Raw genomic sequence first — 26051 nt, 5'->3', positions numbered from 1 at the left:
GGAAGACGGCGAACAACGTCCAAGCCCGTAAACGCGCAGGCCGAAAGCATGCTTTTTCGGACCTGCGCCGGGGCATGCGGTCACTTCATTTTTAGGGGAGGTACAAATGAAATCTTTGTTTGAAAAGGAAGAACGGTACTGGAGCGGCAAGTTTGACGCCGATGACAGCCTGAGCTTCCTTCCCTACAGTCAATCCTCCAAATTATACGCCGACGGGGAAGCTGTGGCCGAGCCGGGTTTGCTTCACCGTACTCTGCCGAGCGAACTCTCGGAGAGAATCATTTGCCTCGCCAACGGTTCGGATTTGGCTTTGTACATGATTGTTTTGGCAGGAGTAAAAAGCCTGCTGTTCAAATATACCGGGCGGGACCAAGTGCTGGTCGGCATGCCTTCTTATAGCGCAGACCCCGACGGGACTCCGCCGCCGCATGACATCTTGGTGATCAAGACGTCCGTAAGCCGCCAGACTACGCTGAAAACGCTGCTCGGGGGCATCAAAGCTTCCATCGGCGAGGCGCTGGAGCATCAGCACCTGCCTTTTCGGAAAATGGTGGAGCCGCTCCATCTGGACTATACGGGGGACGGCCTCCCGGTCGTCAACACCGTCGCATCCTTCGCCCCGATTCATCCGGAACCGCTGGGTAACCGGGTGGCGGCCGATACAGTTTTTCGCTTCGACCTTCAAAACCACTCCATTGAGCTGGAAATAAGCTTTGACGGGCAGCGGTACGAGCGGGCATTTGTGGACCAGGCGGCCGACCATCTTGTTCGGCTGCTGTCCGTGCTTTTATTTCAGCCGGATCTGGAGCTCGGACAAGCCGATGTGCTGTCCCCAGACGAGAGGGAGACGCTGCTGAAGCGATTTAATGACACCGAAACCGGGTTCGAGCGGGGGAAAACGATTTACGGCTTGTTCGAAGAACAGGCGGAGCTTTACCCGGACAACGTGGCCGCCGTCATGAACGAGCGGCAGCTGACCTACCGCGAGCTGAACGAGCGATCCAACCGCCTTGCGCGGAAGCTGCGAAAGACGGGAGTAGAAGCGGATCAGCTGGTAGCGATTCTGGCCGAACGCTCGCTCGATATGGTTGTCGGCATTCTGGCGATTCTCAAAGCGGGCGGAGCCTACGTGCCTGTCGATCCCGACTACCCGGAGGATCGCATCCGCTTCATGATCGAGGATTCGGGCGCGCCGTTATTGCTGATTCAGAAGCATCTGCATGAGAAGACCGACTTCGCAGGAACGCGCCTCGAATTGGACGATTTCGTTTGGGGCGACAGAGGGGCGGACTCCGCCGATGCGCTGGACGCTTCGAACCTGGAGCCAATTTCCGGGCCGGGCAACCTGGCATATGTCATCTACACGTCGGGAACGACCGGCAGACCGAAAGGAACGCTGATCGAACATAAGAACGTCGTGCGTCTCCTGTTCAACGACAAGAACCTGTTCGACTTCGGGCCGTCCGACACGTGGACGCTGTTCCACTCGTTCTGCTTCGATTTCTCTGTCTGGGAAATGTACGGAGCGCTGCTGAACGGAGGCAAGCTGGTCATCGTACCGCCGCTCACGGCGAAAAATCCGGCCGATTTCCTGGCGCTGCTGAGCCGCGAACAGGTCACGATTTTGAACCAGACACCAACGTACTTCTATCAGCTGCTGCGTAAGGTCTTGGCGGACCATCCGTACGATCTGCGGATTCGCAACGTCATCTTTGGGGGCGAAGCGCTGAGTCCGCTGCTGCTCAAGGGCTTCAAGGCGAAGTACCCGGAGACGAAGCTGATCAATATGTACGGCATTACCGAGACGACGGTTCACGTGACGTATAAGGAAATCACGTGGGTCGAAATGGAGGCGGCGAAGAGCAATATCGGCAAGCCGATCCCGACGCTGAGGGTGTACATCCTTGATGAAAACCGCCGCCCTGTGCCGATTGGCGTAGCGGGCGAAATGTACGTGGCCGGGGAAGGCCTTGCGAGAGGATACCTGAACCGTCCGGATCTGACGGCGGAGAAGTTCGTCGATTCCCCGTTTGCGGAGGGGGAGAAACTGTACCGCTCGGGTGACTTGGCGGCTTGGCTGCCGGACGGCAACATCGAATACCTGGGCCGGATCGACCACCAGGTGAAAATCCGCGGGTACCGGATCGAGCTGGACGAAATCGAGACGCAGCTGCTGAAGATCGCCGCCGTGCAAGAAGCCAAGGTGCTCGACTGCGACGACGCGAACGGCCATAAGCAACTTGTCGCTTATTACGTCGCAGAAACGAGGCTGGCGGCGAATGAACTCAAAGAGGAGCTCGCCAAGCAGCTTCCGGGTTATATGATTCCTTCGTACCTCGTGCAGCTTTCGCGGATGCCGCTGACCCCGAACGGGAAAATCGACCGCAAAGCGCTGCCCGCGCCGGAGGAAGCCGCGGACGGAGGAACGGAATATGTCGCGCCGAGAACGCTGCTCGAAATGAAGATCGCCCGCGTCTGGCAGGATACGCTTGGCGTTCCGCAGGTCGGCGTAAAGGATAACTTTTTTGAGTTGGGTGGCAATTCGTTAAGTCTGATGAGGCTCGTTCAAGCCGTTTACGATGAAACGGGCATTGAGATACCGCTGAACCGCCAATTCCATAATGTAACAGTTGAAGCCATGGCTTTCGGAGAGGGGGATCAGGGCCTGGATAAAGGAGGAGACTCCTTCATTAAGCTGAATAAAGCAGGAGATCTGAACGTGTTCTGCTTCCCTCCGGGCAGCGGCTTTGGCATCGGTTATCGAGAGCTTGCAAGCAGGCTCGACGGCGGGTTCGTGCTCTACGGCATTGATTTTATCGACGATGCCGTCGATTACGAGGCCATGCTGAACCGTTATGTGGACGAGATCGTCCGCATCCAGCCGGAAGGACCTTACGTGCTGCTCGGCTACTGCTTTGGAGGCAACCTGACGTTCGAGGTAGCCAAAACGATGGAGAAAAGAGGCTATTCCGTAACGGACGTGCTCATGGTGGACTCGTGGATTAAGGACACGCTGACGTCTTCCGAAACGTCGGAGAAAGAGCTTGAAGAAATGCTTGCCGATTTCGACGAAGAAGAGAAGGAATTAATGAGCAACCCGCTCGTGCGGGAGCGGGTTCATCGGAAGGTCAAAGCGACCTTGGCGTACGAAGCGCAGCTTATTAATTCCGGCACGATCCCGGCCCGGATTTACGAACTGATTGCGAAGGACAGCGAAGCGTTCCGCCTGAAGCACCAATTGCCTTCCTGGCGGGGGGCAACGACGCAAGCTTACGCCGATTACCGGCTGGAGGGTGCGCACGAGGAATTGCTGGAACTCGCGCGCGTGGAAGAAACGGCCGTCGTCATCCGGGACATCTTAGAGCAAGTCAAGCGGCAGATCGAAGCGGAGGCCGGGGTACTGCATGGAAGCTGACCGCCAGCCGTCTGCTCTAGAACAAGGCACAGCGGCGCCTTCCAAGTCCCAAACCGCTTATGCCGCCTGGAAAGCGTTCCGCTGGTTGATGTCCTATGTAAGCCGTCACAAAGGCTGGATGATCGTCGGTGTCTTGTCTGCGATTGCCGCCGCCGTTATTGAGATATGGACGGGAAGTTTGATCGAGCAGCTGACCACCCAGGCCGAGAAGGGGGCGGGGCCAATCGTTCTGCAAATCGTGTACGCGGTCTTTGTGGTCATCTTGATCGGTGTGCCGGCGAAGTTTTTCATGAGCTTCGGCGTGGAGCGAAGCAGCGCCTCTGCGGTGCAGGATATCCGCAACCATGTCATGCGTCATATCGGTAAACTCCCGGTCTCCTATTTGGAAAAGCAGCACTCCGGCGACGTATTGTCGCGGATCAACAACGACCTGCAGCTCATCCAGCAGTTTATGATTCGGGACCTCGCCCAGTGGTTTTATCATCCGCTGTTGTTCATCGGCTGTTTCGGTTATTTGATCTACCTCCAATGGGAGCTGATGCTGTACAGCCTGCTGTTATTTCCCGTAGCGCTGCTGGTTTCCCAATGGATCGGCAAGCAGTTGGAGCGGTTGACGGAGGAAGCCCAGGCGAACATGGGCCGAATGAACGTCAACCTCCAGGATACGCTTGGGGGTATGCCTATTGTAAAAAGCTACCTGCTATCCGGCATGTTATCTCGCTCCTACCAAGTGCTGCTGCAATTGACGGCCCAAAAAAAGCTGGCCGTGAAAAAGCGGGAAGCCTGGGTCAACCCGCTGCTTTCCACGCTGATGATCAGCCCGATCATTTTCGCCGTCAGTTACGGAAGCTATTTGATCTACAAAGGGCAGCTAGGCGCGGGAGAGCTGATCGCCTTCCTGTACTTGCTGAATCTGTGTCTGGAACCGCTGGAGCATATTCCCGAGCTCATCACGCGGACGTTCGAAATGACCGGTGCCCTGAGAAGGGTCTCCGAAATCGTCGAGCAGCCGACCGAAACGGAAAATGGCCGTTCGCTTCCGAAAGCGAGCGCCGCCCCCATCGAGTTTCAGAACGTAACCTTCGGGTATGAGGAGAGCTCCCCGATTCTGCGGAATGTTAGCTTCTCGGTGCCGGAAGGGAAGACGATCGCGCTTGTCGGAGCGAGCGGCGGAGGGAAGAGCACGGTGTTTAAGCTTGTATACGGCTTTTATCCGCTTCCGGAGGACCAGGGCGAGATCCGCGTGTTTGGCAGCCTGATCCACGGCGCTGATCCGGAGCAGCTTCGGTCGCATTTTTCCGTGGTAACCCAGGATTCATATTTGTTTAGCGGCACGATCGCTGAAAATATCGGCTACGGGCGGGAAGTAGCGTCGATGGACGAGATTATCGAAGCCGCCAAAGCCGCTCAGGCGCATTCCTTCATTATGCAGCTTCCCGACGGCTACCAGACATATGTTGGAGAGCGAGGAGGCTTTTTGTCCGGCGGACAGCGCCAGCGCATTGCAATGGCCCGGGCTTTTCTGAAGGATGCTCCCGTTCTGCTGCTGGACGAGCCAACGTCGGCTCTTGATCCGGAGTCGGAAAGCGCGGTTCAGGAAGCGCTGGGCGTATTGATGAAGCAGAGAACGACGATGGTTATTGCCCACCGGCTTTCTACAGTACAAAACGCCGACGAAATTTGGGTCATGGAACAGGGGAGTATTGTTGAAAAGGGCACTCATGAACAATTGTTGAAGATGAAGGGACTGTACGCCCAGTCGTACTATCAGGAATTTACTGAGTCTGCCGAACGCAGGGAGGTGGCGTACACATGAAAAAGGGCGGATGGCTCTCGCAAGTGAAAGAACTCGGCTACTTGCTGATGTTTATGAACCGCAAGCGCAAAACCCAGTACGCCATTGGCTTGGCCGTGACGGCGCTCACCCAGACATTGTTCCTGATCGCCTTCAGCTTGGTCGTACATAACTTGGTTGATTTCGCCGTGTCCCGAGATACGTCCCTGATGGTGGAAGCCTTTATTATTTTGGGCGCGGCCTTGTTCCTGGAAAATGTGATTTCTCCCTGGTTCATTTACTTAAACCAGCGCAGTGTCGAGCTGACTGTGCTGAATATCCGCGAACGTCTTTATGACAAGCTGTGCCGGGTGCGGCCGAGATTCCTGGAGCAGACGCACCATGGGGACTTGCTGTCGCGGGTGAACAACGACGTAACGACCGTTGAGTTTACATTCTCGCAGGTTTACTTCGTTTTGCTGCTTCAAGTTGTCTTTTGCATCGGCTCCATTGTCTCCATGGTGTTGATCGATTGGCGGTTTGCCGGCGTATCCTTCGTCATTCTGCTGCTGTCCTCCGTGGTCAGTCTGAAATTTGCGCGGGATATTCGCGCCTTGTCCGAACAAGGCTTGCAAACGCTCGGTAAAATGACCGAAAAATTCAAAGATTTTATGGGCGGCATTCAAATTGTGAAGCTGTTCCGCATCCGCACGATTTACGGCCAGTACGAGGCGTTGAACGAACAAATGACGCAGACGCTTCGGCAAACCGCGCAGAAGAACGGCATGCAGGCTGCGGTGAATCATTTTATCAGCTACGTCACGTTCTGCGGCATCATCGTCATCGGCAGTCTTCTTTATGCCTACGGACTGATGGGAATGGGAAGCGTCGCCGCCCTGGCGGTTCTGCAAGTGAATCTGACGCACGCCTTGTTGAACTTGGGGATGGTTCTGTCGATGACCCAAAATTCGCTCGCGGGCGCTCATCGGATTCAAGAGGTACTAAGAGAGGAAGAGGAACCGGAGCGTTTGGGATCTCCTCACAGCGAGCTCGTGTCGGAGGCTGCGGTGGAGTTTCGCGATGTGGAATTTTCCTATCAGGCGGACAAAAAGGTGCTTGTCGACATCTCCATGCAGGTGTTTCCCGGCCAGGTCGCCGCTATCGTGGGGGCCAGCGGCAGCGGCAAAAGTACGCTGATCAAGCTGCTGCTCGGCTTTTATCCTGTGGACAGCGGAGAAATCCTGCTCCAAGGCAAACCGTTCGGCCATTACACGCTGGACGAAATCCGCAGGCAGATTGCATACGTTCCGCAGGAGCCGTTCTTGTTTACCGGCACGATTGAGGAAAACATCCGCTACGGCAACCCGGATGCAACGGATGAAGAAGTGATCGAAGCGGCCAAAGCGGCGTACGCTCACCATTTCGTTCAGGAACTTCCTGAACAGTATAAAACGCCGGTGGGAGAGAGAGGAGCGTCGTTGTCGGGCGGACAAAGGCAGCGAATTGCGATCGCCCGGGCGATTCTCAAAAACGCCCCGATTCTGCTGCTGGACGAAGCGACTTCCGCGCTGGATAACGAATCCCAGCATTGGGTACAGCAGGCCCTGAACGTATTGATGAAAGGGCGCACCACCATTCTGATCGCCCACCGTCTCAGCACCGTGGAACATGCGGATTTGATTACCGTCATGAACCAAGGGACGGTCGTCGAGCGGGGCCGCCATCAGGACCTGCTGGCGCTCGGAGGTTTTTACGCCCGGCTGTACGGCTAGATCCGCTTTACGGCGGGCGGCTTCTTGCTCGCGAATGCGACAGAGTCTTTTAGTAATCCAAGGTATGACTTTATAACCGGTAGTTACCAGAAAACGTAGACACGAAAAATGAGGAAGAGTCCGATGGAGCCGTTCCGGGAATGGCCTGCGCGGTTCTTCTAAGAGTGACTAAGTGACATCTAGGTACAAAGCCTATCTATAAAGAATCTCTAAACCGGGAGTGTGTCGATGTGACAGAGAATACCAACGAGCAATATGGATTAACGCAAGCCCAGCGCCGAATATGGTTCATGGAAATTATGAATCCGGGAACGTCCATCACGATGCTTTCCGCGACCTACCAGATTACGGGCGAGATCAACACACAGCTTCTGAAGCAAGCGGCGGCAGAGATCGTCAAAACCTATGACGTTTTCCGAATCCGCATTAGCGGGGATTTGCAAAATCCAACGCAGTGGTTCGAAGAGCCGGAGAATGTCCAAGCTAGGATAAGCCGCCTCGAAATAGGCACAATCGAACAATTCTATGCTTGGGTGAAGGAAGTAAGCGAAAAACCGGCCAGCGTGTTCGACGAACACCTCTACGAATTTACGATTATTCATTTTGCGAACGGCCAAGTATGGCTCAATTTGACGGTAAACCATATTATCGCCGACGGCTTGTCCGTCAATGCTTTGCTGCATGCGGTGATGGAAAAATACCTGGAACTGCGCAAAGGCATCTCCAGCAGTTACCAGCCCCCTTCCTATCTAGATTATATTTCCGCGGAGCGTGAATATGAGCAATCGCAGCGTTATCAGAAAGGCAAGGAATACTGGCTGACGAAGTACAACACTTTGCCTGAAACGACCGGCATTAAATCGTATCCGCCATTCTCGATCGGCAGCGAATCCAATAAACTGTCCATCACTTTGGACGGTTCCCGGTATGAACGCATTCTGGCCTTCAGCGAACAATATCAGGTCAGCTTATATACATTATTTCTGTCCGCCATGTACGCCTTATTGTACAAGCTGACCGACAGCACCGATGTTCCGGTCGGCACGGTTTTTGCCAATCGCACCAGCAAGAAGGAAAAAGAAACGATTGGCATGTTCGTCAGCACCGTGGCTACGCGGATTCGTCTGAATCCAGACAGGAACGTGCTTTCCTTGATCCAAACGGTTTCCAAGGAAAATACGGCGGATCTGCGGTATCAGAAATACCCTTATAACCAATTGATCCAGGATTTACGCGAACAACACGGCCGCAACGATCTTTCGGGGCTGTTCCGCACGTCTCTGGAATATCTGCCTTTGAAAATCGTGGAGTACGAAGAAATCAAGGTACGCCTGGAGGCTCACTTCGCTAGGCACGAGATGGACGATTTGCTGCTGCGCTTCGACCATATGCTGAATGAAGGACATGTCATTCTCCATGCTTCCTATCGTACCGGCTTGTTCGAGACGGCCGAGATTGATCGGATTATGGAACAGTATGTAACCGTTCTGGACCAGTTTCTTCAGACTCCCGAACTGCCGGTACGCGAGATTTCTCTGCTGAGCGATGAGGAGAGACACCGCATTCTCAACGTTTTTAACCCGCCGGTGGCAGGGCTGAGCGAGGGAGAAGCGTTTCATCGGTATGTTGAAAAGTTTGCTCGAGAAATTCCAGATCATCCGGCAGTCGTCTACATGGACAAACAGCTGACCTACGGCGAATTGAACGAACGCGCCGAGCGGCTGGCTTCTCTCCTTCGCGAACAGGGCGTGGGAAGGGAGACGATTACGGGGATCTGGGCGGAGCGTTCGGTGGAACTGCTGGTCGGGGTGCTCGCCGTTTGGAAAGCCGGCGGAGCCTATGTACCGCTGGACCCCGATTATCCGGCGGAGCGGATTGAGTACATGCTCAGCGATAGCGATGCATCGGTGCTGCTTACGCAGCGTCATCTGTTGGAGCGGGCCGGAGGTTGGTTGGCCGATGACCGGCTGAAGCTTCAAGCTGTCTATGCCATGGACGATGAACAGATTTATAACGGGGATGCCTTAGCCGTGGAATTTGAATCTGCCGACAGCGCCCCGCAAGACTTGGCTTATGTGATTTACACCTCGGGTACGACGGGACGCCCGAAAGGCGTCATGATCGAGCACGGCAGTCTCGTGAATACGGCGGATGCGTACCGTCGCGAGTACCGGTTGGATCAGTTTCCGGTGCGGCTGCTGCAGCTGGCCAGCTTCTCGTTTGACGTGTTTGTCGGAGACATCGCGCGGACGCTATATAACGGAGGCACGATGGTGATTGTGCCGAAGGATGACCGGATTGATCCGAACCTCTTATACGGCTGGATTCGGGACCAAAGCATTACGGTATTCGAATCGACGCCTGCGCTCATCCTGCCGTTCATGCAGCATATTTATGAAGAAGGGCTGGACGTTAGCTCCATGCAGTTGCTGATTACCAGCTCGGATGCTTGCAGTGTCACCGATTACCGATTGCTGCAGGAAAGATTCGGCGGACAATTTCGCATCATCAACAGCTATGGAGTTACCGAAGCGGCCATTGACAGCAGCTTTTACGGTGAGCCGCTGGATAAGCTGCCGCCGTCGGGTCATGTGCCGATCGGCAAAGCATGGCTGAACGCCCGGTTTTACATTGTCGATGCCGCGTTAAAGCCGGTTCCTGTAGGGGTTCCGGGCGAGCTTGTCATCGGCGGCGCCGGGGTGGCGCGCGGGTACTGGAACCGTCCGGACCTAACCGCCGAGAAGTTTGCGGACAGCCCGTTTGTGCCAGGCGAACGTCTGTACCGGACAGGCGATTTGGCCCGCTGGCTGGAAGACGGCAACGTCGACTTCATCGGCCGAATCGACTATCAGGTGAAAATTCGCGGGTTCCGGATCGAACTCGGCGAAATTGAAACGGCCCTGCTGCGTTTCCCGGGCGTCAAGCAGGCTGTGGTGACCGACCGTACGGATGAGCAGGGGCAAAAGTATTTGTGCGGCTACGTGGCGGCGGATGCTTCCGTGCAGCTGAGCGATCTGCTGTCCCAATTGAAGCAAGAGCTGCCGGCCCATATGGTCCCGGCCCGGCTGGTGTCTCTTGATAAGCTTCCGCTCACGCCGAACGGCAAAATTGACCGTAAGGCGCTGCCTGAACCGACCGGAGAGGTAGAAGCAGGCCGTGAGTATGTGGCTCCTCGCACAACGCTGGAAACAAGACTTGCTCTCATTTGGCAGCAGGTGCTGGGTATTGCGCGAGTTGGAGTCCAAGACGATTTCTTTGACTTGGGTGGTCATTCCTTGCGGGCCTCCACGCTGGTTTCCAAGATTCGGAAAGAGCTGCAAGTCGAGGTTCCGCTGCGGGAAGTTTTCCGCTACACCACGATCGAACAGTTGGCCCAAAGAATCGGCGGTTTAAGGCAGCAGGAGACGTATGAGATTACAAAGGCGGCTGAGGCCGAGTACTATCCGGTTTCATCCGAACAAAAGCGTCTGTACGTCCTGCGCCAGCTTGACGGGGCCGAGCGCAGCTACAATATGTCGGCGGCGCTTCTTCTCGAAGGCAAGCTGGACCGCACGCGCGTCGAGCACGCGTTCCGGGCGCTGATTCAGCGCCATGAGACGCTGCGTACCGGAATCGAGCAGGTTCAAGGCGAGCTTGTCCAGCGCATCTATGACGAGGTGGAGTTTGCTGTGGATTATTTCCAGGCGAGCGAGCGGGAAGTGGAGCAAGTGGTGGAAGCTTACTATCACCCGTTTGATCTGACCAAGCCGCCACTTCTCCGCATCGGCCTGATCGAAGTCGCCGAGGATCGCCACATTCTGCTGTTCGATATGCACCATATCGTCTCGGACGGCATTTCGACAGCGCTGCTCTTCGATGAGTTCAGCCGCCTGTATCGGGGCGAGGAGCTGACCCCGCTGCGCATTCAATACAAAGATTATTCCGTTTGGCAGCATTCCGAAGCTTACGGGCAGATGCTCCAGCCGCAGAAGGAGTATTGGCTGGAACAGCTGTCGGGCGAGCTGCCGGTCTTGGAGCTACCGACGGACTTCCCGCGGCCTGCGGTGCAAAGCTTTGACGGCCGAACCGTGAAGTTTTATATCGAGAAAGATCGGACGGAGAAGCTGAAAGAGCTGGCGGCACGGACAGGGACGACCCTGTACATGGTGCTGCTGTCGGCTTACACCATCCTTATGCATAAATATTCGGGTCAGGAAGATCTGATCGTAGGAACGCCGATTGCCGGAAGAACGCAGGAAGAAGTGCAGCCGATCGTAGGGATGTTTATCAACACGCTGGCCATTCGCAGCCGTCCGGAGCGTTCCAAGCCGTACCTTTCGTACCTGGAAGAAATCAAGGACATCACGCTCGGGGCTTTCGAACACCAAAATTATTTGTTCGAAGACTTGGTGGAAAGTCTTCACATTCCGCGCGCGACCGGCCGGAATCCGCTCTTTGACACGTTCTTCTCCCTGCAAAATACGGAGAACGAGCAAATTGTCATCGAGGGGCTGGAGCAATCATTTTATCCACTGGAAAACCAAACATCCAAGTTCGAGCTACTCCTGGACATTTCGGAGCTGGACGGTCAGCTCGAATGTCGGTTGGAGTACGCTACGGCTTTGTATAAACAGGAGACCGCGGAGCGGTTCGCCAGACATTATGACAAGCTGCTTGAAACCATCGCAGCAGCGCCGGACGGGGATATTGCCTCGCTGGAAATGCTCACGGAGGAGGAAATCCACGAGCTGGTGCGCGGTTTCAACGATTCGGAGGCGGACTACCCGCGGCAGCAGACGATTCACGGCCTGTTCGAAGAGCAGGTGGAGCATTACCCGGACAACGTGGCCGCCGTCATGAACGAGCACCAGCTGACCTACCGCGAGCTGAACGAGCGATCCAACCGCCTTGCGCGGAAGCTGCGGGAGACGGGAGTAGAGGCGGACCAGCTGGTAGCGATTCTGGCCGAACGCTCGCTCGATATGGTCGTTGGCATTCTGGCGATTCTCAAAGCGGGCGGAGCATACGTGCCTGTCGATCCCGACTACCCGGAGGAGCGTATCCGCTTCATGATCGAGGATTCGGGCGCGCCGTTATTGCTGATTCAAAAGCATCTGCACGAGAAGACCGATTTCGCAGGAACGCGCCTCGAATTGGACGATTTCGTTTGGGGCGACAGAGGGGCGGACTCCGAAGGTGCGCTGGACGCTTCGAACCTGGAGCCGATTTCCGGGCCGAGCAACCTGGCATATGTCATCTACACGTCGGGAACGACCGGCAGACCGAAAGGAACGCTGATCGAGCATAAGAACGTCGTGCGGCTCCTGTTCAACGACAAGAACCTGTTCGACTTCGGGCCGTCCGACACGTGGACGCTGTTCCACTCGTTCTGCTTCGATTTCTCCGTCTGGGAAATGTACGGAGCGCTGCTGTACGGAGGCAAGCTGGTCATCGTACCGCCGATCACGGCGAAAAATCCGGCCGATTTCCTGGCGCTGCTGGGCCGCGAACAGGTCACGATTTTGAACCAGACGCCAACGTACTTCTACCAGCTGCTGCGTGAGGTCTTGGCGGACCATCCGCACGATTTGCGGATTCGCAACGTCATCTTCGGGGGCGAAGCGCTGAGTCCGCTGCTGCTCAAGGGCTACAAGACGAAGTACCCGGAGACGAAGCTGATCAATATGTACGGCATTACCGAGACGACAGTTCACGTGACGTATAAGGAAATCACGTGGGTCGAAATGGAGGCGGCGAAGAGCAATATCGGCAAGCCGATCCCGACGCTGAGGGTGTATGTCCTGGATGAAAACCGCCGCCCTGTGCCGATTGGCGTAGCGGGCGAAATGTACGTGGCCGGGGAAGGCCTTGCGAGAGGATATCTGAACCGCCCGGATCTGACGGCGGAGAAGTTCGTCGATTCCCCGTTTGCGGAGGGGGAGAAACTGTACCGCTCGGGCGACTTGGCGGCATGGCTGCCGGACGGCAACATCGAATACCTGGGCCGGATCGACCACCAGGTGAAAATCCGCGGGTACCGGATCGAGCTGGACGAAATCGAGACGCAGCTGCTGAACGTCGAGGGCGTGGAAGAAGCGGTGGTGCTCGCCCGTCAGGACGGCGGGGGCGAGAAGGCGCTTGTCGCCTACTTTGTGGCGGACCGGATGCTGACGGTCAGCGAAATGAGAACCTCGCTGGCCCAGGAAATGCCGGGATACATGATCCCGTCGTACTTCGTGCAGTTGGAGCGTATGCCGCTGACGACCAACGGCAAAGTGGACCGCAAAGCGCTGCCGGAGCCGCAAGGCGGCATACAAACGGGCGTCGAATACGTAGCGCCGCGTAACCGGACGGAGTCCCAGCTTGTGAAGATCTGGGAGGAAGTACTGGGCTACTCCGGCATTGGAGTCCTGGACAATTTCTTCGAGCTTGGAGGCCACTCCTTGCGGGCGACGAACCTTGTCAGCAAGATTCAGAAGGAAATGAACGTCGAACTTCCGCTGCGCGATGTGTTCCGCTATACGACGGTAGAGTCGATGGCCGGGGCTATTGCCAGCTTGGAAGAAACGCGGCACTGCTCGATTCCGAAAGCGGAAGAGAAAGCGTACTATCCGGTTTCCTCCGCGCAAAAAAGGCTGTACGTCCTGCACCAGCTGGATAGCTCGGAGCTGAATTACAACCTCCCAAGCGCCTTGCAATTGGAAGGGGCTTTGAACGAGGTCAAAGTGGAAAAGGCGCTGACTACTTTGGTGGCCCGGCACGATATGCTGCGCACCGGTTTTGAAATCGTGAATGGGGAGCCGGTTCAGCGTATTCATCCGCTCGTAGCTTTCAAGGTCGAGAAGCTTCAAGCAAGCGAAGATCAGGTTGCGGCCATTCTTGAAGGCTTCATTCAGCCTTTTGACTTGACCCAGCCGCCTTTGCTGCGCGCCCTGCTGATCGAACTGGAGAAAGAGAAATTCCTGCTCGCACTGGATATTCATCATATTGGTTCCGACGGCCTTTCCATGGACGTGCTGCTGCGCGAATTCGTGCGGCTTTACAATGGGGAAGAATTGCCGGAGCTGCGGATTCAATACAAGGATTACGCCGTTTGGCAGCAATCCGAGGAGCAGCGCCAGCGCATCAAACGGCAGGAGGAATACTGGCGCGGGGTATTCAGCTCCGAGCTTCCGGTTCTTGAGCTGCCTCTCGACTTCTCCCGCCCGGCCGTTCAGCAGTTTGACGGTCAAACGCTCACGTTTACGCTGGATGCGGAGAAAAGCGAAGCTCTCAAACGGCTTGCCGGCGATTCGGGGGCAACGCTGTACATGCTTCTGCTGGCTGCGTACTCCGTATTGCTTCATAAATACGCGGGACAGGAAGATATAGTGGTCGGCACTCCGATTGCCGCCCGTTCTCACGCCGACCTGCAGCCGATTATCGGTATGTTCGTCAATACGCTGGCCCTTCGCTTGGGTCCGGCGGCGGAGCGGACGTTCCTGGATTACTTGCAGGAAGTGAAGGAAACGACGCTTGGAGCCTACGAGCACCAGGACTATCCGTTCGAGGAGCTGGTGGAAGCTCTTCAGGTGAGCCGGGATTTAAGCCGGAATCCTCTGTTTGACACCATGTTTTCTTTGCAAAAGCACGAAAGCTTGGATTTAACCCTGGAAGGCTTGCAATGGTCGCTGTTCGACATCGAGGAAAAGACGGCAAAGTTTGATCTTAGCCTTGATATCGTGGAATCCGATAACGAGCTGGTTTGCAAGATTGAGTACGCTACTTCGTTGTTTAGACAGGAAACGATGGAACGGCTGGCGGGTCATTACGAGCAGCTTTTGGCGTCGATCCTGGCTCAGCCGGGTGCGCGGATTTCGGATTTGGATATCTTGACGGACAGCGAAAAGCATGATTTGCTGGTCGGGTTTGACGTGTCGTCTTCGGCTCTTGCGAAGCAACCCGCCGCAGAGGGTACAGGTTTGGAAGCGAATGAGTCGTGGAGAGAGAGAACGTTCCACGAGCTGTTCGAGGAGCAGGCGGAGCGCACTCCGGGAGCGCTGGCGGTTGTCTACGAAGACAGCAAGCTGACGTATGCGGAGCTGAACGCCAAAGCGAATCGTCTAGCGTATGCACTGCGGGCGTGCGGGGTGAAGCCGGAGCAGGTGGTCGGCATTCTGGCCGGCCGTTCGGCGGAGCTGTTGATCGGGGTGCTCGCCGTATGGAAAGCGGGCGGCGCTTATGTGCCACTCGACCCGGACTATCCGGCGGAGCGGATCGAGTACATGCTCGCGGACAGCGGGGCGTCGGTACTGCTCACGCAGACCTGCCTGCTGGAGCAGGCGGAAGCTTGGCGCAGCGAAGGAGCTCTAGTGCTGCAAACGGTGCTTGCGCTTGACGACGCCGAGACGTACAGCCTCGGAGCGGCTGTGGGCGTACAAGCTTTGGGCGAAGCAGGCGCAGAGGCGGAGGCTTTGGCGCAAGCGGAAACGGCTGCTGCCGAAACGTCTGCCACGGCAGAAGCCGAGAAGAACGTACTAACGGCGGATCTCGCATCGAATCCGGCGAATGTGAACAAGCCGCGCGATTTGGCTTACGTCATCTACACCTCCGGTACGACGGGCAAGCCGAAGGGCGTGATGATCGAGCACCGCAGCCTGGTGAACACGGCGGCGGGCTACCGACGGGAATACCGGTTGGATCAGTTCCCGGTGCGGTTGCTGCAGCTCGCAAGCTTTTCATTCGACGTGTTCGTCGGCGACATTGCGCGGACGCTGTACAACGGCGGCACCATGGTCATCGTGCCGAAGGACGACCGGATTGATCCAACCCGCCTCTACGGCTGGATTCGCGACTACGCCGTGACGGTGTTCGAATCGACTCCGGCGCTGATCGTGCCGTTCATGGAGCATGTGCATGCCGAGGGCCTGGACCTCAGCTCGATGCATCTGCTGATCACAAGCTCAGATTCGTGCAGCGTAGCGGATTACCGTACCTTGCAGGAGCGCTTCGGCTCGCAGTTCCGTATTATTAACAGCTACGGCGTAACAGAAGCAGCGATTGACTCCAGCTTCTATGACGAGCCGCTGGAGAAGTTGCCGAAGAAGGGCAGCGTGCCGATCGGGAAAGCGTGGCTGAACGCCAAGTTCTACATCGTGGATGCGAATCTGAAGCCGGTGCCGATCGGAGTGTTGGGCGAGCTGGTTATCGGCGGAGCGGGTGTGGCCCGCGGTTACTTGAACCGCTCGGATTTGACGGCGGAGAAATTCGTAGACAGCCCGTTCGCCGCTGGGGAGCGGCTGTACCGGACGGGCGACCTGGCGCGCTGGATGCCGGACGGCAACGTGGACTTCATCGGCCGGATCGACAACCAGGTGAAAATTCGCGGCTATCGGATCGAGCTTGGTGAAATTGAAGCGGCCATGAAAAATTTTGCCGGCGTGCGTCAAGCGCTTGTCATCGACCGGACGGATGAGCGGGGGCAGAAATATTTGTGCGGGTATGTCGTAGCGGATTCCAGCTTCGATCTGGAAGGGCTTGTAGCCCATCTGGACGCCGCGCTGCCTTCCCATATGGTGCCTTCGCGCATCATGCGCCTGGATCAAATGCCGCTTACGCCGAACGGGAAGATCGACCGTAAAGCGCTGCCTGTGCCGGAAGGAAGCATTCGTGCCGAGGTTGCATACACCGCGCCTCGTACTCCTGCCGAGCAGGCACTTGCGTCGGTCTGGCAGTCAGTGCTGGGCGTGGATCAGGTCGGCACGATGGACAATTTCTTTGCGCTCGGCGGCGATTCGATCAAGGCCTTGCAGGTATCGTCCCGTCTTTTGCAAACGGGGTACAAGCTGGTCATGAAAGATTTGTTCCATTACCCGACGATTACCGCCCTTAGTTTGCACCTGCAAACGGCGGAGAGAACGGCAAACCAGGCCGAAGTGACGGGAGAGGTCATCTTGACCCCGATTCAGCGCTGGTTCTTTGAACAAAATCCGGCTGACGTGCATCACAGCAACCAGGCGTTCATGCAGTTCTCCAAGCAAGGCTTTGACGAAGAAGCTTTACGCCAAGCGGTGCGTCAGCTTGTTGTGCATCACGATGCTCTCCGTACGGTTTACCGCCAAACCGAGAACGGCTATACCGCCTGGAACCGCGGCGCCGGGGAGAACGAAGCGCTGTTCGATCTGGAAGTTGTCGATTTCAAAGGAGTCGGCGACGTGAAAGAAGCGGTAGAGGCTAAGGCGAATGACATTCAAGCGAGCATCGATCTGGAAAACGGTCCGCTGGTGAAGCTCGGCTTGTTCCGCTGCGACGACGGCGACCACCTGCTCATCGCGATCCATCACTTGGTCGTAGACGGCGTATCCTGGCGGGTTCTGCTTGAGGATTTTGCTGCCGGCTATGAGCAGGCGCTGCAAGGGCAGCCGATCCGTCTGCCGCTCAAAACGGATTCATTCCAAACGTGGGCGAAACAGCTCGCTGATTATGCGAACGGTCCGGCGATGGAAAGCGAGAGAGAGTATTGGCAACATATCGAGCAATTGACCTATGAGCCGCTTCCGAAGGATTTTGAACAAGGCAGATCCAAGCTGAAGGACAGCGGGCCCGTGACCGTTCGCTGGACGGCAGAGGAAACCGAACAGCTGCTGAAGCAGGCACACCGTGCTTACCATACGGAAATGAACGATTTGCTGCTTGCTGCGCTTGGCCTCGCGGTACAAGCTTGGAGCGGCCGGGAACGCGTGCTGGTGAATCTCGAAGGCCACGGCCGGGAAGATATTTTGCCGGATGTGGACATTACGCGCACAGTAGGCTGGTTTACAAGCCAATTCCCTGTCGTTCTGGAGCTGGGTCACGCCCAGGCGCTCGGTCATCAGGTGAAACAGGTTAAGGAAAGCTTGCGCCGCATTCCGAACAAAGGAATCGGCTACGGCATCCTGCGTTATTTGTCGGCGTCGCGTGACGGCGAGCGCTTCGCTTTGGAGCCGGAGATCAGCTTTAACTATTTGGGTCAGTTCGACCAGGATTACGAAAGCAGCGACTCGCAGCCGTCTCCGTTCAGCCCGGGCTCCGATTCAAGCCCGAATGCAGTGATGGATTTTGTCCTCGATATTAACGGTATGGTGTCGGAAGGAGTGCTGGAACTCACGATCCGTTATGGGGAAACCCAGTATAAACGGGAAACGGTAGAGCGCCTGGGCACCCTGCTTCAATCGAGCTTGCGTGAAGTCATCAGCCATTGCGTATCGAAAGAGCGGCCGGAGCTTACGCCTAGCGACGTACTGCTTCAAGATGTGACGGTGGAAGAACTGGAGCGGCTGTCCGAACATACGGCGGCGCTCGGCGAACTGGAGAATGTATACACCTTGACTCCGCTGCAAAAAGGGATGTTGTTCCACAGCCTGCTGGATGCCGATTCGGAAGCTTACTTCGAACAGGTGACCTTCGATCTGTACGGAAGCCTGAATGTCGAAGCCTTCACCCAAGGATTGGATACGCTGGTGCAGCGGAATGAGGCGCTGCGGACCAACTTTATTACTGGCTGGAGAGACGAGCCGCTTCAAGTGGTATTCCGCGAGCGGAAGTGTGAAGTGTACTTCAAAGATATTCGCTCGGTAAGCGATGAAGACCCGGAGAAGACGATAGCCGATTTTGTCAGCGCGGATAAAGCGAACAAGTTCGATTTTGCCCGAGGCTCTCTTATGCGCGTGACAGTTTTGCGCACGGGCGACGAGTCCTACCATGTGATCTGGAGTCACCATCACATTTTGATGGACGGCTGGTGCATGTCCTTCATGATCAAGGAAGTGTTCGACACCTACTTCGCGTTCCACGAGAAGCGGACGCTGGAGCTTCCTCCGGTTACCTCGTACTCCCGGTATATCGAATGGCTGGAAGCTCAAGATGCCGCGAAAGCTTCGCGTTACTGGTCCGAGTATTTGGCGGGTTACGATCAGCAGACCAAGCTGCCCCAGGAGAAAACGCAGCTGAAGCAGGGCGCTTTTGAAGCAGCTGAAATCGATGTGGAACTCAGCAAGGAACTGACCGGGCAAATCGGGCGGGTGGCGCGCCAGCAGCAGGTGACGCTCAATACGTTCATGCAGACCGTATGGGGACTGGTTCTGCAGGTATACAACAACAGCGAGGATGTTGTATTCGGCTCCGTCGTATCCGGGCGTCCGGCGGAAATTCCGGGCATCGAAAGCATGATCGGCCTGTTTATTAATACGATCCCGGTCCGTATTCAAGGCAAAGCCGAGGAGACGGTAGCCGATATCTTGAGAAAAAACCAGGACCAAGCGCTGGCATCGGGAGCTTACGAAACGTTCCCGCTGTTCGAGATTCAGTCGCTGAGCGAGCAAAAGCGCGACTTGATCAACCATATCATGGTCTTTGAAAATTATCCGATGGAAGAACAGATTGAGCAGGTCGTCGGCGGAGACAAAGAAGCGCTGAAAATCGCTAATATCCATTCGCCGGAGCAAACGAACTACGACCTGGACATTACCGTCATTCCGGAAGAGCATATTTTGCTGCGGTTTACGTACAATGCGCTGACGTTCAGAGAGGAAGACATCAGGCTGATCCACGGTCATTTTGCCCGGGCACTGGAGAAGGTTGCGGCTAACCCGAACATCCGCGTGAATCAGTTGGAGCTTTTGACGGCGGCGGAAAAAGAGCAAATTCTCGGCGCGTTTAACCCGGCGCAGCCGGAAGCGGCTCCTGCGGCCGCGTTCCACCGGCTGTTCGAGGAACAGGCGGAACGCACGCCGGAAGCGGCAGCTGTCGTGTACGAGAACGACCGGCTGACGTATGCGGAGCTGAACGAGCGGGCGAATCGCTTGGCGGCCACGCTGTGCGCAAGCGGCATCGGCCGGGAGACGATCGTCGGCATTCTCGCCGAGCGTTCGGTGGATTTGCTGGTGGCCGTGCTGGCCGTCTGGAAAGCGGGCGGGGCGTATGTGCCGCTCGACCCGGATTATCCGGCGGAGCGCGTGCGGTTCATGCTCGAAGACAGCGGAGCGAAGGTGCTGCTGACGCAAACGGCGCTGCGAGAGCGCGCCGAAGCCTGGCTCGGCGAAGAGGAGCTGGCGCTGGCGGCGGTGCTGTACCTCGACGACGAAACCTCGTACAGCGAGGAGCGGACGAATGCCGACAGCTTCCATGAAGCCCGTCCAGAGGACCTGGCGTACGTGATCTACACGTCGGGAACGACGGGCAAGCCGAAGGGCGTGATGATCGAGCACCGCAGCCTGGTGAACACGGCGGCGGGCTACCGGCGGGAATACCGGTTGGATCAGTTCCCGGTGCGGCTGCTGCAGCTCGCAAGCTTCTCGTTCGACGTGTTCGTGGGAGATATCGCGCGGACGCTGTACAACGGAGGCACGATGGTGATTGTGCCGAAGGACGACCGGATCGATCCGTCTCGTCTGCACCACTGGATGGAGCGGGAACGGGTCACCATCTTCGAATCGACGCCGGCGCTGATCGTGCCGTTCCTGGAGTACGTGCACGAGCAGCAACTGGATATGAGCTGGATGGAGCTGTTGATCACGAGCTCGGACAGCTGCGGCGTGGCGGATTATCGCACCTTGCAGGAACGCTTCGGCTCGTTGTTCCGGATCATCAATGCTTACGGCGTGACGGAAGCGGCGATCGACTCCAGCTTCTACGACGAGGAATTGGCGAAGCTGCCGCAGACAGGCCATGTGCCGATCGGCAAAGCGTGGCTGAATGCGAAATTCTACATCGTGGATGCGCACCTGAATCCGGTGCCGGTCGGGGTGCTGGGCGAGCTGGTCATCGGCGGAGTCGGAGTGGCGCGCGGGTACTTGAACCGTCCGGAGCTGACGGAAGAGAAGTTCGTAGACAGCCCGTTCGCCGCGGGCGAGCGGTTGTACCGCACGGGAGACTTGGCGCGGTGGATGGAAGACGGCAACGTGGACTTCATCGGCCGGATCGATAACCAGGCGAAAATCCGGGGGTACCGGATTGAGACGGGTGAAGTCGAAGCGAAGCTGCTGAGTGTAGGTGGCGTGAAGGAAGCGGTCGTCGTCGTCAGGGAAGATCAAGAAGGTCAGAAAGCTTTGTGCGCTTATTATACAGCGGAAGAAGGCTTGACGGCGGTGGACCTGAAGCGGGCGATTGCCAGCGAGCTGCCGGGGTACATGATCCCGTCGTACTTCGTGGAGCTGGAGCGCCTGCCTCTGACGCCGAACGGGAAAATCGACCGGAAGGCGTTGCCGGCACCGGAAGGGGGAGCAGGCGGAGGCCGCGAATACGTGGCGCCGCGCACCGAACTGGAGGCGAAGCTGGCCGCCATTTGGCAGGATGTGCTTGTTCGGGAGAAGGCGGTAGGCGTAACGGACAACTTCTTCGACATCGGCGGCCACTCCCTGCGGGCGACGACGCTTGTCAGCAAAATGCATAAGGAGCTAGGCGTTGAATTCCCGCTTCGCGACGTATTCCGCTACTCGACGGTTGAGGAAATGGCCGCGGCTATGGAGCGGCTGGAGATCGGCTCGTTCACAGCTATTCCGGCTGCGGAACCTAGCGAGTATTATTCGCTCTCTTCCGCTCAGAAACGTCTCTATATCTTGAACCAGCTGGAAGGAGCCGAGCTGAGCTATAACATACCGGGAGCTATGCTGCTCGAAGGAAAGCTCGACCGGCAGCGGTTTGAAGAAGCGTTCCGCGGGCTCGTAGCTCGTCATGAAACGCTGCGTACCGGCTTTGAGATGGTAAAAGGCGAAGCGGTTCAGCGGATTTACGAAGAAGCTGCCTTCCAGGTGGAATATGTGCAGATCAGCGGGGAGCAGGCGGAAGAAACGGTGCGCCAATTCGTTCGTCCGTTTGATCTAGCGAAGCCGCCACTTCTGCGGGTAGGCCTTGCCGAACTGGCGCCGGACCGGCACATTCTAATGTTCGATACGCATCATATCGTATCCGACGGCGTTTCGATTGACGTACTGATCGAAGAGTTCGTCCGCTTGTACAGCGGGGAGCAGTTGGAGCCGCTCCGCATTCAGTACAAAGATTATGCGGTATGGCAGCAATCGGACGAGCAGAAAGCTCAGCTTGCCAAGCAGGAAGCCTACTGGCTCGACATGTTCCGCGGAGAGCTGCCGGTTTTGGAATTGCCGACGGACTATCCGCGCCCGGCTATGCAGAGCTACGAGGGCCGCACGCTGCAATTGTTTATGGATAGCGAGAAAAGCGAGGGTCTGAAACGGCTTGCAGCCGAGAACGGCGCAACGCTTTACATGGTTCTGCTTGCTGGTTATACAATATTATTGCATAAGTATACAGGGCAAGAAGACGTGGTGGTCGGTACGCCGATTGCGGGCAGAAATCACAGCGACGTTCAGCCGCTGATTGGGATGTTCGTCAATACCCTGGCCATCCGCAGTTATCCGGCTGCCGGTAAAACGTTCCTTGACTACTTGAAGGAAATCAAGGAGACGACGCTGGGCGCTTTTGAACATCAGAATTATCCGTTTGAGGAACTGGTGGATAAGGTGAACGTAGCTCGCGATTTAAGCCGCAATCCGCTGTTCGATACGATGTTTGCTTTGCAGAATACAGAGAATTTGGAAATCCAGCTTCCCGGACTCCATTTGTCGACGTATGCCAGCGAAGAAATTGTTTCTAAATTCGATCTCAGCTTGGACGTCACGGAGATCGAGGAAGGCTTGGAATATCTGTTTGAATACGCCACTGCTCTTTATAAAACCGAAACGGTGGAGAAATTGGCCGCTCACTACTTGCAGCTGCTTGAATCCATTCTCCGCAACCCGTCGGCGACTATTGCCGAGCTGGGCATTTTGACGGCGGCGGAAAAAGAGCAAATTCTCGGCGCGTTTAACCCGGCGCAGCCGGAAGCGGCTCCTGCAGTCGCATTCCACCGGCTGTTTGAGGAACAGGCAGAGCGCACGCCGGAAGAGGCGGCCGTCGTGTACGAGAACGACCGGCTGACGTATGCGGAGCTGAACGAGCGGGCGAACCGCTTGGCGGCTATGCTGCGCGCAAGCGGCATCGGCCGGGAGGCGATCGTCGGCATTCTCGCCGAGCGTTCGGTGGACTTGCTGGTGGCCGTGCTGGCCGTCTGGAAAGCGGGCGGGGCGTATGTGCCGCTCGACCCGGATTATCCGGCGGAGCGCGTGCGGTTCATGCTTGAAGACAGCGGAGCGAAGGTGCTGCTGACGCAAACGCCGCTGCGAGAGCGTGCTGAAGCTTGGCTCGGCGAAGAGGAGCTGGCGCTGGCGGCGGTGCTGTACCTCGACGACGAAGCGTCGTACAGCGAGGAGCGGACGAATGCCGACAGCTTCCATGAAGCCCGTCCGGAGGATCTGGCGTACGTGATTTATACGTCGGGAACGACGGGCAAGCCGAAGGGCGTGATGATCGAGCACCGCAGCCTGGTGAACACGGCGGCGGGCTACCGGCGGGAATACCGGTTGGATCAGTTCCCGGTGCGGCTGCTGCAGCTCGCAAGCTTCTCGTTCGACGTGTTCGTGGGAGATATCGCGCGGACGCTGTACAACGGAGGCACGATGGTGATTGTGCCGAAGGACGACCGGATCGATCCGTCTCGTCTGCACCACTGGATGGAGCGGGAACGGGTCACCATCTTTGAATCGACGCCGGCGCTGATCGTGCCGTTCCTGGAGTACGTGCACGAGCAGCAACTGGATATGAGCTGGATGGAGCTGTTGATCACGAGCTCGGACAGCTGCAGCGTGGGGGATTACCGGACCTTGCAGGAACGCTTCGGCTCGTTGTTCCGGATCATCAACGCATACGGCGTGACGGAAGCGGCGATCGACTCCAGCTTCTACGACGAGCCGCTGACGAAGCTGCCGCAGACAGGCCATGTGCCGATCGGCAAAGCGTGGCTGAATGCGAAATTCTACATCGTGGACGCGCATCTGAACCCGGTGCCGGTCGGGGTGCTGGGCGAGCTGGTCATCGGCGGAGTCGGAGTGGCGCGCGGGTACTTGAACCGTCCGGAGCTGACGGAAGAGAAGTTTGTAGACAGCCCGTTCGCCGCGGGCGAGCGGCTGTACCGCACGGGCGACTTGGCGCGGTGGATGGAGGACGGGAACGTGGACTTCATCGGCCGGATCGACAACCAGGCGAAAATCCGGGGGTACCGGATCGAGACGGGCGAGATCGAGTCGCAGCTGCTGAGTGTAGGTGGCGTGAAGGAAGCGGTCGTCGTCGTCAGGGAAGATCAAGAAGGTCAGAAAGCTTTGTGCGCTTATTATACAGCGGAAGAAGGCTTGACGGCGGCGGACCTGAAGCGGGCGATTGCCAGCGAGCTGCCGGGGTACATGATCCCGTCGTACTTCGTCGAGCTGGAGCGCCTGCCTCTGACGCCGAACGGGAAAATCGACCGGAAGGCGCTGCCGGCGCCGGAAGGGGGAGCAAGCGCAGGCCGCGAATACGTGGCGCCGCGCACCGAACTGGAGGCGAAACTGGTCGCCATCTGGCAGGACGTGCTCGGGCCGGTCACGATTGGCGTGACGGACAACTTCTTCGACCTCGGCGGGCACTCCCTGCGGGCGACGACGCTGGTCAGCAAGGTGCACAAGGAGCTGAGCGTGGACCTGCCGCTGCGCGATGTGTTCCGGCACTCGACCATCGAAGCGATGGCCGAAGCGATCAGCCAATTGGAGCGGCAGGAACACCTCTCCATTCCGGTTCTGGAAGAGAGGGATTACTATCCGCTTTCCTCCGTGCAAAAACGGCTGTACATCCAGCAGCAGATGGAAGGCGCCGAGCTTAGCTACAACATGTCCGGCATGACGGTTCTCGTCGGGCGCTTGGAACGAAATCAATTCGAGGCGGCGCTCAAAGGATTGATAGCTCGTCACGAAATTTTGCGAACCGGCTTCGAAATGGTCGACGGCGAACCGGTACAACGGATTTATCCGGACTTGAAGTTTGCCGTCGAGTATACGAAAGCGACGGAAAGTGAAACGAAGAGCATCGTAGACGGCTTTGTACGCGTCTTTGATTTGGAGCGGCCGCCGCTGCTGCGTGTGGGCTTAGTCGAATGGGAAGCGGAACGGCAACTGCTCATGCTGGACATTCATCATATCGTCACGGATGGCATGTCGATGGGCATCTTTGTCGAAGAGCTGCTGCGCCTGTATAACGGCGAGACTCTGGAACCACTTCGGATTCAATACAAGGAATTCGCCGCTTGGCAGCAGTCCGAACCTGTAAAAGAGCGGCTGAAACGTCAGGAAGCCTACTGGCTGGACGTGCTGGAAGGCGAACTGCCGACGCTTGAACTGCCTACGGACTTTGTCAGACCTGCCGCTCGCAGCTTTGAGGGAGATGTGCTGCCTTTCAGCATCGACAAGCAGATGACCGACAGCTTGCAGCGCATCGCCGATGAGAACGGCACCACCCTTTATATGGTGTTATTGGCGGCCTATTCAATTCTGCTCAGCAAGTACTCGGGACAAGAAGACTTCATTGTAGGCATGCCGGTTTCGGGCCGCACACATGCCGACCTGGAGCCGCTCATCGGGATGTTTGTCAACACTTTGGCGATTCGCCATTATCCGTCCGGGGAGAAGACGTTCCTCGCTTACTTGAATGAAGTCAAAGAAACGATGCTGGCGGCCTACGACCACCAGGATTATCCGTTCGAGGAGCTTGTGAAAAAGCTGCAGGCGCCGCGAGATCAAAGCCGCAATCCTGTATTCGATGTCATGTTTGTTCTGGAAACCAAGGAAGATAACGTTCAAAGCTTCGGGGATATCAAGATCGAATCTTATCCGGAAACTCATACGGTTTCCCAATTTGATCTTACCTTGGTCATTTCGTTGCTGGATGAGGGAATGAACGGGCAGTTTGAATATGCTACCAAGTTGTTTACGCGCAATCTGATCGACAATTTCGCTCAGGACCTGCTCGTGATCATCACCCAAATTTGCGAACAGCCTTCGGTGCTGTTGAAGGATATTTCCCTGAACGGGCAATCCGAACAGGAGCAAGATGTGCTAGAGGCCATTGATATTATTTTCTAATCCCTTACCCGGCTTGGGTGTATGCCGTATTTTTCTCGGTACGCATCCTGCCGGGTGTTTTTTTCCAAATGAAAGGGAAAAATCCACCACAG

Annotated in this window: 4 protein-coding genes; all 4 read left to right on the top strand. The window is 56.8% G+C overall.

The annotated features are described in order from the left end of the window. Positions 1 to 106 precede the first annotated feature (106 nt). The 4 genes from MKY98_RS22585 (at position 107) to MKY98_RS22570 (ending at position 25959) form a co-directional block, all read left to right on the top strand. Positions 107 to 3415, top strand: a complete 3309-nt coding sequence (locus tag MKY98_RS22585) for a non-ribosomal peptide synthetase (RefSeq protein WP_208332594.1) — start codon at positions 107 to 109, stop codon at positions 3413 to 3415. Further along, positions 3405 to 5231 (top strand): ABC transporter ATP-binding protein, encoded by a 1827-nt coding sequence (locus MKY98_RS22580; RefSeq protein ID WP_069012669.1) that lies wholly within the window; start codon positions 3405 to 3407, stop codon positions 5229 to 5231. Before MKY98_RS22585 ends, MKY98_RS22580 begins: the two co-directional genes overlap by 11 nt. Continuing rightward, positions 5228 to 6961, top strand: coding sequence for an ABC transporter ATP-binding protein (locus tag MKY98_RS22575; RefSeq protein ID WP_069012670.1), 1734 nt, complete (start codon positions 5228 to 5230; stop codon positions 6959 to 6961). Before MKY98_RS22580 ends, MKY98_RS22575 begins: the two co-directional genes overlap by 4 nt. 230 nt (positions 6962 to 7191) lie before the next feature. Continuing rightward, the gene (locus MKY98_RS22570; protein WP_208332596.1) at positions 7192 to 25959 is read left to right on the top strand and encodes a non-ribosomal peptide synthetase; all 18768 of its coding nucleotides are present in this window, start codon (positions 7192 to 7194) and stop codon (positions 25957 to 25959) included. Positions 25960 to 26051 lie beyond the last annotated feature (92 nt).

The organism is Paenibacillus sp. FSL M8-0228 (assembly GCF_038007385.1).
Classification (GTDB): Bacteria; Bacillota; Bacilli; order Paenibacillales; family Paenibacillaceae; genus Paenibacillus; species Paenibacillus polymyxa_D.
The sequence above is the reverse complement of the archived record's forward strand: the minus strand, read 5'-3'. Positions and strand labels throughout refer to the sequence as shown.